Origin of the sequence: Alteromonas sp. ASW11-130 (assembly GCF_026183735.1) — a bacterium.
Classification (GTDB): Bacteria; Pseudomonadota; Gammaproteobacteria; order Enterobacterales; family Alteromonadaceae; genus Alteromonas.
The window spans coordinates 1-17,694 of sequence record NZ_JAPFRE010000027.1; the positions used below are offsets into that span (position 1 = coordinate 1).

The following is a 17,694-nucleotide window of genomic DNA, read 5'->3' on the forward strand; positions in this document are numbered from 1 at the left end:
TCTGAAGGATGGTTAGTGCCTGTCCAGCTATAACTCACAGTTCTGAAGGATGGTTAGTGCCTGTCCAGCTATAACTCGTCAGGGGTATCAGACAGATTGATAAGACATTTACGAGGTCTAGGCACAGTTTTACCAACACTAAGAAAAGGGGGGTTAATTATGCTGAAGGTAGGGCAAAATCCTACTGTTCTGAAGGATGGTTAGTGCCTGTCCAGCTATAACTCACAGTTCTGAAGGATGGTTAGTGCCTGTCCAGCTATAACTCACAGTTTTACCAACGCTAAGGAAAAGGGGGGGGAATTATGCTGGAGCTTGGCCAAAATCCTACTGTTCTGAAGGATGGTTAGTGCCTGTCCAGCTATAACTATATATTAGCAACTAACTACATATATCAAACGCATCGTTCATGTGTAGTTTGAATTAATCCGGCGAAGGCCAATCATCGTCGGCATCAACAAACAAAACAATCACTCACCCCGATTCAACATTCGTTAAGCGACTATTTGAAGTTTCAAATTTTTTCTATTGGATTTATCGTAGAGGGAGGGGGAGACGAACGGGAGTACTATTTTGTCTTTTAGGGAAAGCTAGTGTTAAACGGTATATCTTAAATATCGAAAAGCCATTGAATTTTCGATTAGGGAGTAAAGCAATACCTGCCGCTCTTGTGCGACAGGCTTAGCCGGTTTCGCGGATTCTCAATTCCATGTTTTACCCCTATAATGTTAGAATTCTCTAAAGCTCATTATATAGCCGTGATCTTTCAAAAACAACCTTTTGCTATTGGCGTGTACAGTCATCCCGGAGTTAGTGCCTTTAGGAAAGCTAAAGCTTTCTTCAGCACCAATCTCCTCAACATCAATGCAAACACTTCCCCTTCCTGATGTACCGTGAAAGGTAGCATCAATATCAACTTTTTCGCAGTGTCTATTTAGCGCAAGACTGATAAACGGTTTTCTGTCTATATGGACGAATTTTGTCGTACATCTAATGATTGTATACGATCCATCATCTGATACAGGGAGCACGTCGTTATAGCTCACAATCGAATGATTATTTTCTTCATCAAGTGTGGCGACTACGTTCTCTTTGAAAATAGGTTCCTCGTTTGAAGAAAACGCAGTCACCACCGCCGGATGGTTCTTATACACTTCAGAATCATCATCTATTATGCTAAATCGATACGTTGTGGCTCTTTTGGGTTGATTTTGAATCTCAATCCGTAATGTTTCTTCAATTTTTAAGATTCTACAATCAGGATCATCTGGATTGGCCCATGAGATTTGGCTATTGATGTGATATCTTGAATAGTAGAAGTCTTCCTTGGAGGGAAGGTAATCTATCAGTTCCTTTACTAATTTTTGCTCAATGCCGGGTAAATATCTTTTGACCGCCGCCGCAATTATCACCGAAATTCTTTCGTCAATTTGGTTTCTTTTGATCAACTCTTCTGGGTCATAAAGAATACTTAACATCTCTTCCTTGATAAGATTTTTAATGACGTATGACTTGTATAGCCAACCAAGTAGACCTACGCTCAATAATACTTTAGAGATCTCGTAGATAATGTCGTTGTTTGTATCTCCATGAAACAGAACTAATCCTGTCAATGCTATAAAAGTAATAATGAAAAAACCCAGACTAAGCACCATATCCCACAAGAGCTTCACAACATCCTTCAAGGGTTGGGGTATCCAGGATAAAGCTGAATTCAAGGCTGACATCGGCATGAAGTCCTTTTACTTTTTAGATTCAGTAGGTTACTGGTAATACGAACACATAGCAACCGGTTCATTTGGGCCTAAAGGTTAACGCTGGAGGGGATATGTCGTAGTTCTGTTGTCACTCTATGAAAGGATGGTTGTATACTGCAATGATAGAGAGGTGCTTGCAAATTTATCCGCATATTTAGACTGCGGTAAGTAGTCAAAGCTATAATCGTTATGCTTAGCAATTAAATAACCCGCTTTGCGGGGATTCCTTAAACTCACTCACTTTAAAGCCACTAGTGGGATAATAATGATTAGCACACAATGAGGCCCTTAGAATAGGGCAGCTATATCGGCGCTAAACCCTAATTATACTCGTTTACGATGTGGATTAAGGCGCTCTATTGATAATGGAAGAATCATACACACATAGCGTGATTAGGTGATTGGCCCATTAAACAATTGGCTCATAATGCCACTGATGGCCTTCATACTTTATCTGAGAGCGGTCATACTCTCGTTCTGATCGCCAGTTTCGGTTGTTCAGTTTTACTGAGACGCCCGCATACAAACGTTTGTTGGCGATAAGCCTGATTTCGTTTTGATAACTATCTTTGGAGTCTTTCATCATTGAAGCTTTCGCTTCAATCCAAAGCAGTAAAGCTTCTTCGTTTCTGAGCAGTTCCAAGGCTTCATCAACTTTTGGTTTTAAGTCGGTAGGAACCAGTTTGGTTTTGATGATTTCTAACTTTTCTTTGTGACGTAAGTTGTTTTCTTTAATTTGACGTAAGAGATCATCCAAAGAGTCCTTACGTTCAATTAATAAATTAAAACCCGGACTGAAATCTACTTTAAGTGTACTGCCCGATACCGCTCCCAACGTACCCGCGATTACCTTTTGTTGGCTTACCACATCGCACGCAAATAAATTACCTTGTGGGTTATCAATTTGTCCAACAATAACCGAGCCACCGCATTTTAACCGGCTATAGGCAAGTTGCCGACCGACAGTGATATCACCTGTACACTGTAAGTCAATACCTTGGCCATGTTGCACATGGATGCTTCCTGCTGCAATCAATTGACAAGAGTAGGATGTGGCGTTCTCGTTTACCTTACCCATGGCACCTTCAGTAATAATGATATCGCCACCAGATTCGATACGCGCAGATTCCGCAAACCCATTAATGGTCACGTCGCCCGAAGCCTTGATGATCATTTTTTCGGTTACATCACCGTTGACCAGAACAGCACCGTCATAGTTAATATGGCCCGATCCAACATTTACGCCATTACAGATGAAGGTATCGTCGATATTCATAACCATATCGCGCCACTTGGGCATGCCACCTATAGATGCGATCAGCAGATTCTTGTCTTTATCGCTAACCTCGGTGTTATCTCCCATTTTGAATTCTTGCCATTCGCCCGGAGTGGGTTCAAGCACGTTGCCTTTAACGTCAAATCCTTTTCTACCTTTGGTAGGAGGCGTTCTTCTTAGCACTTCTGTTTGGGCTTTAACACAAATTACTTCGCCTAGGTTTCGCATATCCACGCGGCTACCGTCACTGTTTTGAGGGCGCAAAACTCGTTCAAGTGCATTTGGAACGAGGGGGATGAAACGAGAGTTCTTTCCTTCTTTAGGAGGTAACCCTTTTGCACAAATCTTTTCAATCACTGTGCCTGGAGCGACTTCTCTGGCTTCTTTAAGAACGGCTTTTACCGCCTTAGTGCTAAACCCTTTTTTAACGTTATGCTTTAACGCTAAATTACGTATTGCTTGCACGGAAGGAAGTTTTCCCCCGCATGGGGTGGTCAGAACCAGGCTGGCAACCATGTTATCTTCTTCAAACTTGAACGCAACTTCAGCGTTTCGTAGTTCTCCAACTCGTTCATTGACAACGGTTTCTTCTTTGTTTTTGAAGTAGTGATTAGCTTTGTCTATAGCTGACTTAAGTGTACTATCCGAAAAATAAAAATCAGAAAATTCACTGTTTTTTATTTCAGCCTTTATTTCCCGCATTTCAACTTCTTTATTGAATTGGCCGGGTTCAAGCTTGATATCTACGTATTTTTTGGAATCATCTAAAAAAACAGTTACGCCATGCATGGTTATTTCCCGTTATACAGGGTGTTTATTTTATTAACGGTAAGAACGCCCAGTTACTTTAGCGATACTTTATAGTGAAGCAGATCTTGCCGTCAAAGGTTTTCTGCATATTGATACAATCCCCGTAAAATAGCGGTCCGTTCGGGGTCATTTTGATACTGAACGGCTAATTTTTCAATTTCAAATAGATATCGCTCAAGCGTGATAGAAGCTGACGATTGCGGGTCGGTTAAGCGGGCTCTTCTATGCGCCTGCCACCTTTGTACCTCTATGTCATTGAGGGTGTGCGGAAAATTTCTTGCCCGGTAACGAAACAATTGAGTTATTAACTTTGGGTTTTGTATTTCGTTTGCTAAGAAGCCGAGTTGTTCCGGTTCAGCTTCTTGTATTCGGTGGCACCAACTCTTTTCTTCGTTCGTGAGAAAACCGCTGCTATACAAAGCATAATCTGCATCAAGGTCGTCTTCGGCTCTGTGGCTTTCATTACTATATACATCTATTATTTTTTCTTTAAGCGCTGTATTTTGCACCAAGGCTTTATAATTGTGTGTGCAGAGCTCTTTATCAATACCCAGTCGTTGGGCCGTTTCCTCTGTAAGCGATTTTGCTGGCGCGATGAAAGGTGAGCGGTTTATATGAATTAATTTAAGGCCGGGGCGCTCACCGTGTTCAAGCTCAGCCGTTGGTGTGTATAACATTTCACGGATGGTATCTGCGTCATTATCCAGTAAGGGGGAAAGCGGTTTATTCAAATCTACAACAATCACACTATTGGGCTTAAGAGGATGGATACCTACGGGTAATACCCAGGTACATCCGCCTTGGCTGGCTGGAATGCGCGATGAAACATGCACTAACGCCTTAGGTTCGTTGAAATTAAACTGTTTGAGTACAGTGTGTTTTTGTCTTAGCGAGTAAAACCAACTAAATAGTTTCGGTTGCTTGTCTCTAATCAACTTAGCTAACGCGATGGTGGCATAAACATCAGATAGGGCATCGTGTGCCTGTCCATGCTCGAGATTATTTGCTGCGGTGAGGTCTTCTAACTTAAAACTTGGCGCGCCATCTTCTCGTTCAGGCCAGTTAATACCCTCAGGCCGCAATGCATAGCATGCTCGAACCAAGTCAATAATGTCCCAACGGCTATTTCCGTTTTGCCATTCTCTGGCATAAGGATCGAAAAAGTTACGGTAAAACAGGTAACGACTCACTTCGTCATCAAAGCGTATACTGTTGTATCCGACCACGCATGTATTCGGCGTGCTCATAAAGTTATGGATTTTACGCGCAAACTCAGCTTCAATCATGCCGTCGCGCAAGGTTTGCTGAGGTATTATTCCGGTGACTAGACAGGCTTGCGGATGAGGAAGATAATCATTGGCAATCTGGCATGTAATATTTATGGGTTTGCCAATAATATTTAACGCCAGGTCCGTGCGAATAGCGGCAAACTGGCAAGGTAAATCTTTTTGAGGACTGGTGCCAAACGTCTCATAATCATGAAATAATAAACTTGGCGTATTCGTATTCACCCGGCCCTCAATCAAATCTGTTGAATAAAAGCGGGCAGTGTACATGTTTCCCTTTCTCATACCAATCACCCGTATTGATAAATCCGTGCTAACCTACGATTAAACAATAACATTAAAGGTGGTTGCCAATGAAACTCTCGTTCGCTGTTCTCTTATTTTTGCTTAGCTTTGTCGCCTCGGCGGCAGGTAACCATGCGCCTGTGGCAATTGCCATACATGGTGGAGCGGGCACGATATTAAAAGAAAACATGACACCAGAAATGGAAGCTGACTTCACCGCGACTCTGTCCCGAGCGGTAAAGCATGGCTATTCACTATTAAAAGAAGGTAAGTCAGGTGAAGAAGCCGTAGTTTCAACAATTCGTATCCTGGAAACTTCACCCTTGTTTAACGCCGGGGTTGGCGCGGTTTATACCTATGACGGGCAGCACGAACTGGATGCCTCAATAATGCACGGAGCAACGAAAAATGCCGGCGCGGTCGCCGGGGTTAAAACGGTATTAAGCCCTATCGCTTTAGCCCAGACGGTGATGAACAAATCTTCTCACGTAATGTTAGCAGGCGCTGGAGCGGAGACGTTCGCCAGAGAACAAGGGCTAGCGCTGGTGGACAATAGTGTTTTTGATACTCCGCATCGACTTGAGGCACTGAAAAAAGTAAAAAATCGCATAAATAAGACCAGCGCTTACGATAACGCGCAACAGGGCACTGAACGCTTCGGTACAGTCGGCGCGGTAGTACTTGATAGTAAGGGCAATCTGGTAGCAGGGACATCTACAGGGGGTATGACAGCAAAGCGATACGGCCGGATTGGTGATTCACCTGTCATTGGAGCGGGCACTTATGCTGATAACAAAAGCTGTGCGGTTTCAGCCACTGGCCACGGTGAATACTTTATTCGCTATCATGTTGCAGCCGATATTTGTGCACGTGTTAAATATCAAAAAGTAAGCTTAGAAAAAGCAGCGAACGATGTGATTAATTCGGTATTGGTCAAAGTAAAAGGTGAGGGCGGTGTCATCGCTCTTGATAGTCATGGCAATATAACGATGCCTTTTAACACGGCGGGAATGTATCGTGCCAGCATAAATACCGAGGGGCATATGGTGGTGGGTATTTATAAACACTGGCAGCTAGCGCACGATTGGAAAAAAAGTGAAAAATAGTCTGGTTTCGCATGGCTGGATCAGGGGGGAGCAACTAAACTTAAGTTAGCACGTAATCAGCCTGAACAGGCTCCCTGAAACTTGCTTGTAGAAAGAAATGTTCTCTTAGCCTGTTGTTAATTTCTGGCTTATATCGGTGCAAGTACAGACAAGGTTTATTTTTGCGACTAATCTTGTCTGATAATTGAGCAGTAATGATAATTACAAGCGCAAGATTTTACGCGTTAGCAGTGAAATCTAAGGGGAAACAACATGGAATCTTTACAGGTAAGCGACTACATGAATACACACCCAGTTAAGCTGGGGGTGGAAATGCCCGTGGCCGAAGCCGTCGAAAAATTACTTCAAAGTGGACAAACTGGTGGGCCGGTAGTAGATGCGAAGGGCAAAGTAGTAGGTTTTGTCTCAGAACAAGACTGTCTTCAACGCATGATTGAATCCAGTTATTATCGTGAGCAAGTTTGTCGGGTGAAAGAAGTAATGACATCACCTGCGTTAACTGTTAAACCCTATTCTTCTGTACTGGAGCTGGCACAAATGCTGTTGCTATCGAAGCCACGGATTTACCCTGTGGTAGATGATGATAGTGTATTGGTAGGTACAATCAATCGAGCAGCAGTATTACGCGCTATTGATTTGCAACTTCGGTCAGGCTATCAAAAAATGGTTAGTTAGCCGTCAGCATTTTGTAAACCGTTTCTAAAACATAAAGATAAAGCCGCATTATCGGTAATGTAGCTTTAATCTTTGCTGGTATTCCGTTTCAGCATCTTCTAGGATCGCAATCTTTATACTAACCCACCTATGGGTGTTAATAGCCCAGCACGTTTCAGTGCGGGTTGGTATCGAATTTAAGGAGCCTGGATTTGCCTGATTTATCTTCACCACCAATTTCAATTAAACAATTAAAAAATGCTATCAGTACCTGCATGATGGTGGATCAGTTTGCGTTTACACGGCGGCTAAACAACCTTACGTCGAAGCACAAACAAACTAAGGCAGATCAAAGCAACAAGCTCGAGCAATTGACTTTAGATATTCGACGATCTCAACTAATTCGAAGCGAACGCGAAAAAAACGTACCCTCTATTGAATATCCGCTACTTCCGGTTAGCGAAAAACGGGAGGACATCAAGCAGGCAATCAGCCAACATCAAGTGGTAATCATTGCTGGCGAAACAGGCTCGGGAAAAACCACGCAGATACCAAAAATATGTCTTGAATTAGGGCGGGGGGTGGCCGGCCTCATTGGACACACTCAACCTAGAAGACTAGCTGCTCGTAGTGTCGCAAATAGAATAGCGGAAGAACTAAGTACGCCAATGGGCGAAAAAGTAGGCTTTAAAATCCGTTTTTCTGACCAGGTTAATGACAACACCTACATCAAATTAATGACCGACGGTATTTTGTTAGCGGAGATGCAACAGGACCGTTTTTTAAATCAGTACGATACAATCATCATCGATGAAGCGCACGAACGCAGTCTGAATATTGATTTTTTGCTGGGATATCTAAAACAGCTATTGGTAAAACGTCCGGACCTTAAAATCATCATTACCTCGGCTACCATCGACCCAGAACGTTTCTCACAGCATTTCGATGATGCCCCGATAATCGAGGTGAGCGGACGTACATATCCGGTGGAGATACGCTATCGCGATCCAACAGAACAGGAGGACACACCAGACCTGTCGGATTCAATTATCCAAGCAGTTGATGAATTAGGTCAGGAAAAGCCTGGCGATATTCTCGTATTCTTAAGCGGTGAGCGTGAAATACGCGACGTGCAGGATGCGTTGCAAAAAAGACAATACCGACATACCGAAGTAGTGCCGCTTTACGCTCGTTTGTCGGCAGCAGAACAAAACCGTATTTTTCAGTCGCATAGTGGTCGACGAATTATATTAGCTACAAACGTTGCAGAGACCTCGCTAACTGTTCCGGGCATTAAATATGTTATAGACCCTGGGATGGCACGCATTTCACGTTACAGCGCTCGTAGTAAAGTGCAACGCCTGCCAATTGAACCCATTTCTCAAGCGTCTGCCAATCAGCGGGCTGGTCGATGCGGAAGGGTGTCAGATGGTATTTGTGTTCGCTTGTACAGTGAAGACGACTTTCTTGGCCGCCCAGAGTTTACTGATCCGGAAATTTTACGCACCAATTTGGCGTCCGTCATATTGCAAATGTTGGCTTTGGGGTTAGGGGACATTGGGAAGTTTCCGTTCGTACAGCCCCCCGATCAACGCAATATTAACGATGGCTTCAGGTTACTTGAGGAAATCGAAGCAACTACCAGGCATCACGGTAGACACGCGTTAACGCAACTGGGGCGGAATGTAGCACGACTTCCCATTGACCCTCGCTATGCACGCATGGTTATTGAAGCTAAATCGACGAATGCGGTACGCGAAGTGATGGTGATAGCGGCAGGTTTATCTATCCAAGATCCCAGAGAGCGGCCACAGGATAAACGTCAGCAGGCAGATGAAAAGCACAGCGAGTTTCATGATAAAGCGTCAGACTTTATCAGTTTACTTAATTTATGGAATGAATTCAGAGCTCAGCAAACTGCGTTAAGTAATAGTCAACTTCGAAAATGGTGTAAAACCTATTTTGTAAATTACCTACGAATGCGTGAGTGGCAAGATATTGTAAGCCAACTTAAAAAGTCTCTTGCGGATATTGGTCTTGGGATCGCAAAGCATGAAGCCGATTATGACAGCATTCACCGCGCAATTTGTGCTGGTTTGCTTTCCCACATAGGGTTAAAAGATAAAGATCGAGAATATTTAGGCGCGCGAAATACCCGTTTCGCCATATTCCCTGGGTCGGGTTTAGCTAAAAGCCAACCAAAGTGGGTGATGGCTGCTGAATTAGTCGAAACCTCCAAGTTGTTTGCCCGCTTAAACGCCCGTATCGAACCACAGTGGATTGAACCGCTTGCAAAACATTTGACTAAATCTTCCTATGCAGAGCCTCACTGGTCAAAGAAACGGGGCGCGGTGATTGCGTTTGAAAGCGTCACACTGTTTGGTTTGCCCATTGTGACCAAACGTGCAGTGGTTTACAGCCAGATAGATCCTGCTTTGTGTCACAATTTGTTTATTCAGGAAGCACTGATAAATGGCCAAACTCAGCTAAAATTTGATTTTCTGACCAAGAATATGAGGTTGCTTGAGCAAGCCGATGAACTTGAGCAAAAAACACGGCGTCGGGATCTCATCGTTGAAGAGCAAACCTTAATAGATTTTTATGCGCAACGCATACCAGAGCATGTGAACAACGAAGCGGCATTTAAAAAATGGATAAAACAAAATAAGCATGTGGACTTACTGCTTACTGAAAAAGATGTATTGAACGCCCCCCCCTCTGCCGCCATTGAAAATGAGTATCCGGACGAATGGAAACAAGGTCGATTAACGCTGCCGTTAACGTATCACTTTGAACCAAACTCAGCTGTTGATGGTGTCACCGTTAACATTCCGTTACCTGTTTTAAATCAAATTGAAGATGTGGGATTTGACTGGCAGATACCAGGATTGCGCCAGGCCAAAATAGTTGCGTTAATTAAAGGGCTCCCAAAGCGGTTACGAAAGAATTTTGTGCCGGCGCCAAACTTTGCAGAAGCCTGTATTGCCGATATCGATATGCAGGATAAAAAGGGTTATCCGGTTGCCCTTACCCATGCCTTGTCGGATAAATTAAGACGTATGACAGGCATTCAGGTGACAGAAGAGGACTGGCAGGAAGTACATCTTGAACAGCATTTGAAAATGCACTTTGCGGTGATTGACGAGAAGGGTAAAGTCCTTGAAACAGGGGATGATCTGGCTGTGCTTAAGCAGGTTTGTCAAGGACAGGTTAAACAGACATTTGAACAAGCTGCCACCGACGAGTTGGAACGTAAAGATATTCAAAAATGGGATTTTGAATCGCTGCCAGATACCTTCACTCAACACATGGCCGGATTTGAGATACAGGCGTTTCCTGCGCTGGTGGTTAAGCACAACAAAATTAATATTGAATTGATTGACGATAAAGATAAAGCCCAACGAAAACACCAGGAAGGGTTAGTTCATCTGATAAAAAAAGCCATGCCTTCTCCGCTTAGCTATTTGCAAAACAAACTGCCGAATAAAGCGAAATTAGGTTTGTATTTTAATCCTTTTGGACAGGTTAACGCGCTGATTGATGACTGTATTCTGGCGGGTATTGATCTATTGATTGGCGAATTTAAAAAGCATGGCAACCAGGAAATTCGAAATAAACCGACATTTGATGCCTGTGTAGATTATATCCGTGGTCGAATCAACGATACGGTATTAGCTATCGCACAACAGGTAGAAACGGGCCTAACAGTGGCGCATGAATGTCAGAAGAAAATGAAAGGCAATGTACCACTGAATATGATTAACGCGCTTAGCGATGTCAAACAACAATTGAATGGATTAGTTTTTCCTGGTTTTGTTTTTGCAATTGGCGCGGAAAAGTTAAACGATTGGAATAGGTACCTAAAAGCGCTAGCCAGACGTTTAGAAAAGTTACCGATAGATCCAAACAAAGATCGGTTGGCGCAACTTGAAATAGAAAAAGTAACAAATTCTTATCACCAGGTCTTAAAAAAATATGCACCAGACAAAATTCCAAGTGAGTTAAGCGAGGTCAGGTGGATGATAGAAGAATTGCGGGTTTCGCTATACGCACAACAGCTAAAAGCCGCATACCCTGTATCAGCTAAACGAATTCAGAACGTGTTGGCGGAATTTTAAAGTTTTGTTAAAACTAATTTCACATTGACAAGCAGTGGTTCGCACCCTATAACGGTGTAATTAGCGTTTGTTAATACCAATTAAACATCAGGTCGAGTCGGGAGAGGTAAAGATGTTGGGATACGATGATAAGCGTAATTTTTTTCGTATGATGGTAAATTCCCCATGCCAGTTGCAGGTGAATGACGAAGAGTCTAGTCGCACGTTGCATGCTGTCTGTAAAGATATCAGTGCTACTGGCATGTCTTTAGAAGTCGCAGAGACATCAGTTGAAGTGGGTACGCAGGTGGAAGTCTCTATTGACTCGAACAGCTCTCAGATCCCCTCACTGTCGGCAATGGCCACTGTCGTACGCTGTGTTCCTGAGTCGGAAAATAGCTGTATAATCGGCGTTGAAATTTCAGAAATGAAATAATGCATAGTCAGTTTGTTCAAGCCAAACTGACTCATACCAATTCTCAGTAATGTGAGCTTTCTCAGCTAGAGGAATTTTCAACTTTTGATATGTCAAAGTTGTGAAGGTTTTGCGTGTCTCAATCAAATGCAATTGGTGTGACCCAAAAAAAGGCGGGACTGTGTCGAATGAAATTGACTGAGAAACGTCAATACCATGTTACATAGGTTTGAAAGGCCCGGGCAGTCTTTTATCTACGGGCCATGAAAAAATGAACATCAAAACGTAAAAATTAGTAAAAAGTAATTAATACATTTGTTCTTCAAATTGCTAGTCTATCTTAGTTCATTGGTATTCTAGTCATGTGGTATTAATACTTTACTCAGTCACCTCGCAAACTAACCCTTTAAGGTAGTAACCCTCTGGAAAAGCACCTAATACTGGGTGATCAGCAGCTTGCCCTAAGCGTTCTATAATTTTAATGCTCTTTCCTGCGTCTAGCGCAGCATCGGCGACGATTTTTTGAAATAGATCGGCACTCATTAGCCCCGAACAACTAAAGGTTAATAACAATCCGCCTGGTTTTACAGCATGCATACCGTACATATTGATATCTTTATAACCTCTGGCAGCACGATTCAGTGAAGCTTTGCTATCTACAAACTTTGGCGGATCGAGTATCACCATATCAAATTGTTTTTCTTCTTTGTGATAAGAGCGTAGTACTTTAAATACGTCCTCATTCACCATTGTACATTTTTGCTCGTCGAGCTGATTCATCTTCAGATGTTCTGTGGCACGGTCCAAAGCAGGCTGCGAAACGTCCACATTGGTTACATGATTCGCACCGCCTTTCAGCGCATAGCAGGCAAACGTGCCTGTGTAACTGAAGCAATTAAGCACGGTCGCATTTTTAGCATAACGCATGGCGGCAAATCGACTATCGCGCTGATCTAAATAGAATCCCGTTTTATGTCCTGTGGCAATATCGACACGAATATTGAGGCCATTCTCAATAATATCTACGTTTTCCGGCACATTCTCACTGAGAGGTTGAACCAGGGGTTCAAGTCCTTCTTTTAAGCGGACATCTACATCACTGCGTTCGAACACTTTAATTTCAGGAAGCAGTTTTTTTAGTGCCCAAACAATTTTGTCGCGATGTTTGTCAGCACCCGCACTGAGTAGTTGCAATACCGCTACTTGTGCATAGATATCTATCGTAACCCCAGGTAAGCCGTCAGATTCCGACGCAATCAAACGATAGGCATTAGTATTCCTGGGATCAAAAATACGTTGTCTTAACCTTAGCGCTTGTTCAATTCGACGGACAAAAAAAACGTTGTCGATACTCTCGTTTTTATCAAACGTCCACATACGAATTCGAATTTGTGAATCGGGTGAATACGCACCTCGTCCCAGCCATTTCCCTTTGCTATCGACCACATCAAGTGTATCGCCTTTATTGCAACGTCCTTTGATGTTGTCTATGGCACTGGCAAACACCCAGGGATGACGACGAAGCAGAGACTTTTCTCTTTGCGGTGCTAAGATTGCTGTTGCTGACATAATGGCTCGACTATTTACCTTTATTGGCCGCGAAGTATAGCGAATTAATCAGCGATTGCACCCTGAGTTTAATTTGATGGTGTCTAGGCTCATGCTAGGCTGTTATTAATTCACATTACAGACGATATGTTATGAAGTATATAAATTTTAAACAAGGCGCAGAAGCCGACGAATTGTTCCTGGATGAGTGCGCCATTCCTGACGTTGCCCCACATCAGGTGAGAATACGGGTGCATGCTTTCGGAGTAAATCGTGCGGATACGCTTCAACGAATGGGTAATTATCCCCCGCCAGCTGGCGAAAGCCCTATTCTTGGTCTTGAGGCGGCCGGTGTTATCGATGAGGTAGGCAGTAGTGTTACACAATGGCAGCAGGGTGAACGCGTATTTGCGTTAGTTCCGGGGGGAGGATACGCTGAACACGTAGTGGTAAATGCAGACCATGTCATGCCGATTCCCCATGAACTTACTTTCACTGATGCGGCCGGGATAGCGGAAGTTTTTTTAACCGCATATCAAAGTTTATTTTTAGTAGGGGACGTGAAAGAAGGCGATAATATACTTATCCATGCAGGTGCGAGTGGCGTCGGATTAGCCGCTACTCAGTTAGCCACGCATTTTGGCGCAAACGTAGCCGTTACTGCTTCAGCAGCAGATAAGCTAGCATTATGCAAAAAAATGGGCGCGTGTGTGCAGATAAATTATAAAGAACAGGATTTTGTAGAAGAAATAAAGAAGCACTTTAGTCAGGAAATAAATTTTATTCTGGATGTCGTGGGTGGGGAGTATGTTAACCGTAACTTGAAAGTGTTAGCTACCGATGGTGTAGTGGTGCAATTGGCCATATTAGCTGGCCGCTATGCAGATAAACTGGATTTGGGATTAATGCTTAAAAAACGCGCTACCTTGTCAGCTTCTACATTGCGTAATCGCAGTGATAAATATAAGAGTGAACTAATAGCAACATTCAGTGAAAGCTGCTTATCTGCGTTTGTTAATCAAAAATTAACTGCCAATATCGATACCGTTTATAATGTTAGCGAAGTGGGTTTAGCTCATAAAAGGCTTGAAAGTAATGATACTAAAGGTAAGTTGATTATTACCTGGTAAAATACGTCAGAACAAGCCCCATCTATGCTAATTGTATCCTTTATATTGGGCGCAAATTTCTAGCACATAACCGAGGTTTGTCGCTTGGATGAGAATGCCGAGGTTCTGTGGCAATGACATCAAATTTTTAATCGGCAAACCCGGTATCTATTTTTTTCGGGTTAGCTGTTGCGGCTTCTCTTGCTAACTCATCGCAGCGCTCATTTTCAGGGTGTCCTGAGTGACCTTTAACCCATTGCCAATCGATATCGTGGCGGCTAACGGCTTCGTCAAGTTGTTGCCACAAGTCTGCGTTTTTCACAGGCTTTCTGTCTTTGGTTTTCCAGCCATTTTTACGCCAGTTATGGATCCATTGGTTAATGCCATTTTTTACATACTGGCTATCTGTCGTAAGGGTGACGCGGCATGGCTCACTCAAACTATCCAGCGCTTTAATCGCTGCTAATAGCTCCATTCGATTATTTGTTGTGTGAGCAAAACCACCGGCTAATTCTTTGCGATGCTGGTTATAGATTAAAACTGCTCCATAGCCCCCAGGGCCGGGATTGCCCAAACAAGAACCATCGGTAAAAATATTGACTGATTTTTTCGACACGTACGCCCCTTTTTTCTAACTCATCATGGCTTCAATGCATCAGCCTGATATACTATCAAAAAAGTAAGCCGAGAGCAGAATTACATGCGCCAGATAGTACTGGATACAGAAACCACAGGTATCGAACCCAAAGAAGGCCACCGAATTATCGAAATTGGGTGTGTGGAAGTCGTTAATCGTAAGCTTACGGGCAATCATTTTCACGTATACATTAACCCCGATCGAGAAGTTGAACAGGAAGCCATAGACGTTCACGGTATCACCAACGAATTTCTAGCGGATAAGCCTAAGTTTGCTGACGTCGCAGACGACTTTTTAGCTTTTATCAAAGGTGCGCAATTAGTCATCCACAATGCCCCATTCGACGTGGGTTTCATGGATCATGAATTTGCAATGGGACCCGCATCTACCCGTGTATTGACTAAAGATGTGTGTGATGTTTTGGATACTTTAGTCTTAGCGCGGCAACTCCACCCTGGTCAGAAAAATAATCTTGATGCTTTATGTCGACGCTACGGTATAGACAATAGCCACCGCGAACTTCACGGCGCTTTGTTAGATGCGGAAATACTCGCTGACGTTTATCTGATGATGACGGGCGGTCAAACCAAACTTAATTTGGCTGGTAAACAAGGAGACGGTAGCGGTTCCCAGACAGAGCAAATACGCAGAATTCAGCGTACCTCAAATAAATTAAAGGTTATTCATGCCACAGCCGATGAATTAGAACAACATGAAGCTCGCCTGGACATTGTTCAAAAAAGTGGTGGCCAATGTTTATGGCGGAATAATTAACAAAAGTTAAAACCTTTATATGAAGCATTTGCTAACTGGGATAGCTTTACGCAAATACAATGGTAAATATGCACCTTTAGCCTGTTTACTGTTAGGCTTATTTGTGCCACAAATTGTGTGGGCGCAAACTAGCGCCGTTCAACACCCCTCTACTAATGAACCTTCTCCTATTTCTACCCTGGGCGATAATTATCAGAATTCAATAGAGTTATTGAAAAATCGGTTTCGTGTGGATCACCATATTGAAGAAATTACGTTAGTATTTTTCCGAGAATACGGTTCAGCGCCTGTTGTGCTTGTTAAGCCGGATGGGTCCAAGATTTTTCAAACCCAGGCAGAAGAACAAGGTATTGAGTGGTATGATGCTGCTACGTACGACATGATTAGACTTACCAACCCCGTCCCAGGTCCATGGCAGGCGGTGGGTCAAATTCTACCCGATAGCCGGGTCATGATCCTGTCCGAGGTTAAGCTACATGCTGAACCGCTTCCAAGTTTATTATTTTCTGGTGAGATTCTAAAGCTCACCGCGCGCTTAACAAATGGTGATAAACCAATTGAATACAAGGAGTTCAGAGAGGCGGTTGATCTCTCCATTGAACTGGTCAGCACTAATAATCCTAATTATGACAATTTTGGTGCAGACAATCAGTTAATCGCCACGTTTCAAGATAATGGTATGGGCATGGATGAAAGACCGATGGACGGCGTTTTTACGGGCCAGTTCAATCTAATTATTCCTGCGGGTGAGTGGGAGCCCATTTTCAGGGTGGTCACGCCTATGTATACCCGTGAGCAAGTCGAACCTGTGATTATACTGCATCGCACGCCGGTTAAATTAGATGTGGATTACGATGACGGGCAAAGGGGATATCACAATCTATTGGTTGATGTTGATCGTGAGCTCGTGGATATTAATTCACTTTTGGTAGATGGTAGAGTTCGCTATCCGAATGGTGATATTCAGAACTTCTCCCTAACTGAGACCAGCGACGATACACGGCGCTATAAAATTGTAGCCTTTGAAGATGGTCTGTTTCGCGTAAAATTAACCGTTTATGGGACGACAGTTAACGGCCGAGATTTTATTTTGGATGTGCCCGAATATACTTTTGAAGTTGAGCCAGAAATTATTCAACAACCTCTCGTTGATGAAAATGGGGAACCCATATTAGCGTCTACTGAAGTGGATATACAGAGTTTACCGCAACCCCAGCCGGACGAGTCGTTGCCGGCGCCAGAAGAAGATAACGTGCTGTTGACAGTGATATTAGTTAATGGCGCAATTTTACTTATTGGCGGTGGGGCATTAGTTTTCGTGGTTTTATCGAGACGTCGGAGCCATTTATCAAATTCATCAGGCGATAGTTTTCTGAAGACTTTAAATATAAAAGGCAAGTTCGCGGAGATGAAACAGATGATAGCGGATATGCTGAAGCGAAAGGATAAAGAAAAAGAGGATACGAAAGCATCCTAGCTGGATAATCTATGTGCAGTATGGCGAATATTCAGGCAAACAAACGCTTTCTATAAAGTTTCTTTAAAAAAACCATTGACTCTACAGGGGTGAAACTTTATTATCTGCGCCGCAGTGAGGGCAGGGGATTTTATCAATTTCTGTAACTTGCTGATATTATTAAAATAACTGGAGCGGTAGTTCAGTTGGTTAGAATACCGGCCTGTCACGCCGGGGGTCGCGGGTTCGAGTCCCGTCCGCTCCGCCACTATTTTAATAATGCGACAATAAGTTGAAACTAAAGGTCTTCGGAGCGGTAGTTCAGTTGGTTAGAATACCGGCCTGTCACGCCGGGGGTCGCGGGTTCGAGTCCCGTCCGCTCCGCCATTAGTTCAGCTTATTTCCTGTTGGAGCGGTAGTTCAGTTGGTTAGAATACCGGCCTGTCACGCCGGGGGTCGCGGGTTCGAGTCCCGTCCGCTCCGCCAC

General features: G+C 43.4%; 12 protein-coding genes and 3 tRNA genes. 10 read left to right on the forward strand and 5 right to left on the reverse strand.

Going from position 1 to position 17,694, the window contains the following annotated elements; genetic code table 11:
• Nucleotides 1–725 precede the first annotated feature (725 nt).
• The 3 genes from OPS28_RS09160 to sbcB all read right to left on the reverse strand — a co-directional run bounded on the left by OPS28_RS09160 (nt 726) and on the right by sbcB (nt 5,396).
• Nucleotides 726–1,724, reverse strand: a complete 999-nt coding sequence (locus OPS28_RS09160) for a hypothetical protein (protein ID WP_265609159.1) — start codon at nt 1,722–1,724, stop codon at nt 726–728.
• 439 nt (nt 1,725–2,163) lie between these two features.
• Nucleotides 2,164–3,819 carry a DUF342 domain-containing protein gene (locus OPS28_RS09165; protein WP_265609160.1) on the reverse strand — a complete coding sequence of 552 codons (1,656 nt, stop codon included), beginning with the start codon at nt 3,817–3,819 and terminating at the stop codon, nt 2,164–2,166.
• Between the two features lie 92 nt (nt 3,820–3,911).
• The gene (gene sbcB, locus OPS28_RS09170; RefSeq protein WP_265609633.1) at nt 3,912–5,396 is read right to left on the reverse strand and encodes an exodeoxyribonuclease I; all 1,485 of its coding nucleotides are present in this window, start codon (nt 5,394–5,396) and stop codon (nt 3,912–3,914) included.
• Nucleotides 5,397–5,479: 83 nt separating this feature from the next.
• Between sbcB and OPS28_RS09175 the strand changes: the two genes are divergently transcribed.
• The 4 genes from OPS28_RS09175 to OPS28_RS09190 all read left to right on the forward strand — a co-directional run bounded on the left by OPS28_RS09175 (nt 5,480) and on the right by OPS28_RS09190 (nt 11,704).
• Nucleotides 5,480–6,517: an isoaspartyl peptidase/L-asparaginase family protein gene (locus tag OPS28_RS09175; protein WP_265609161.1), complete on the forward strand. Its 1,038-nt coding sequence runs from the start codon at nt 5,480–5,482 to the stop codon at nt 6,515–6,517.
• Nucleotides 6,518–6,769: 252 nt separating this feature from the next.
• Nucleotides 6,770–7,192, forward strand: a complete 423-nt coding sequence (locus tag OPS28_RS09180; protein WP_265609162.1) for a CBS domain-containing protein — start codon at nt 6,770–6,772, stop codon at nt 7,190–7,192.
• A 185-nt stretch (nt 7,193–7,377) separates the two neighbouring features.
• Entirely contained in the window at nt 7,378–11,289 is a 3,912-nt protein-coding gene (gene hrpA, locus OPS28_RS09185; protein ID WP_442863988.1) for an ATP-dependent RNA helicase HrpA, read from the forward strand.
• 112 nt (nt 11,290–11,401) lie between these two features.
• The gene (locus tag OPS28_RS09190) at nt 11,402–11,704 is read left to right on the forward strand and encodes a PilZ domain-containing protein (RefSeq protein ID WP_265609634.1); all 303 of its coding nucleotides are present in this window, start codon (nt 11,402–11,404) and stop codon (nt 11,702–11,704) included.
• 357 nt (nt 11,705–12,061) lie between these two features.
• Here OPS28_RS09190 and OPS28_RS09195 read toward each other — a convergent pair whose 3' ends face one another.
• Complete coding sequence (locus tag OPS28_RS09195; RefSeq protein ID WP_265609164.1) at nt 12,062–13,252, reverse strand: class I SAM-dependent rRNA methyltransferase; 1,191 nt, start codon at nt 13,250–13,252, stop codon at nt 12,062–12,064.
• A 131-nt stretch (nt 13,253–13,383) separates the two neighbouring features.
• Here OPS28_RS09195 and OPS28_RS09200 point away from each other — a divergent pair, with 131 nt between their 5' ends.
• On the forward strand, nt 13,384–14,361 hold the full coding sequence (locus tag OPS28_RS09200) for an NAD(P)H-quinone oxidoreductase (RefSeq protein WP_265609165.1): 978 nt from the start codon (nt 13,384–13,386) through the stop codon (nt 14,359–14,361).
• 127 nt (nt 14,362–14,488) lie between these two features.
• Here the strand turns inward: OPS28_RS09200 and rnhA are convergent, their stop codons facing one another.
• Complete coding sequence (gene rnhA, locus OPS28_RS09205) at nt 14,489–14,956, reverse strand: ribonuclease HI (protein WP_265609166.1); 468 nt, start codon at nt 14,954–14,956, stop codon at nt 14,489–14,491.
• Between the two features lie 84 nt (nt 14,957–15,040).
• Here rnhA and dnaQ point away from each other — a divergent pair, with 84 nt between their 5' ends.
• From dnaQ to OPS28_RS09230, 5 genes are all read left to right on the forward strand, one after another.
• Nucleotides 15,041–15,751, forward strand: a complete 711-nt coding sequence (gene dnaQ, locus OPS28_RS09210) for a DNA polymerase III subunit epsilon (RefSeq protein ID WP_265609167.1) — start codon at nt 15,041–15,043, stop codon at nt 15,749–15,751.
• 19 nt (nt 15,752–15,770) lie between these two features.
• On the forward strand, nt 15,771–17,228 hold the full coding sequence (locus OPS28_RS09215; RefSeq protein WP_265609168.1) for a TIGR03503 family protein: 1,458 nt from the start codon (nt 15,771–15,773) through the stop codon (nt 17,226–17,228).
• Between the two features lie 170 nt (nt 17,229–17,398).
• A tRNA-Asp gene (locus tag OPS28_RS09220) sits at nt 17,399–17,475 on the forward strand.
• A gap of 42 nt (nt 17,476–17,517) precedes the next feature.
• Nucleotides 17,518–17,594, forward strand: a tRNA-Asp gene (locus tag OPS28_RS09225).
• A 22-nt stretch (nt 17,595–17,616) separates the two neighbouring features.
• Nucleotides 17,617–17,693, forward strand: a tRNA-Asp gene (locus OPS28_RS09230).
• The last annotated feature ends 1 nt before the right edge of the window (nt 17,694 follow it).

Bases quoted from the DNA above. Each gene is read 5' to 3' on its own strand.
- OPS28_RS09195 (WP_265609164.1), bottom strand. From the start codon at position 13,252: ATGTCAGCAACAGCAATCTTAGCACCGCAAAGAGAAAAGTCTCTGCTT.
- OPS28_RS09165 (WP_265609160.1), bottom strand. From the start codon at position 3,819: ATGCATGGCGTAACTGTTTTTTTAGATGATTCCAAAAAATACGTAGAT.
- OPS28_RS09180 (WP_265609162.1), top strand. From the start codon at position 6,770: ATGGAATCTTTACAGGTAAGCGACTACATGAATACACACCCAGTTAAG.
- OPS28_RS09175 (WP_265609161.1), top strand. From the start codon at position 5,480: ATGAAACTCTCGTTCGCTGTTCTCTTATTTTTGCTTAGCTTTGTCGCC.
- OPS28_RS09215 (WP_265609168.1), top strand. From the start codon at position 15,771: ATGAAGCATTTGCTAACTGGGATAGCTTTACGCAAATACAATGGTAAA.
- dnaQ (WP_265609167.1), top strand. From the start codon at position 15,041: ATGCGCCAGATAGTACTGGATACAGAAACCACAGGTATCGAACCCAAA.
- sbcB (WP_265609633.1), bottom strand. From the start codon at position 5,396: ATGTACACTGCCCGCTTTTATTCAACAGATTTGATTGAGGGCCGGGTG.
- OPS28_RS09200 (WP_265609165.1), top strand. From the start codon at position 13,384: ATGAAGTATATAAATTTTAAACAAGGCGCAGAAGCCGACGAATTGTTC.
- OPS28_RS09160 (WP_265609159.1), bottom strand. From the start codon at position 1,724: ATGTCAGCCTTGAATTCAGCTTTATCCTGGATACCCCAACCCTTGAAG.
- OPS28_RS09190 (WP_265609634.1), top strand. From the start codon at position 11,402: ATGTTGGGATACGATGATAAGCGTAATTTTTTTCGTATGATGGTAAAT.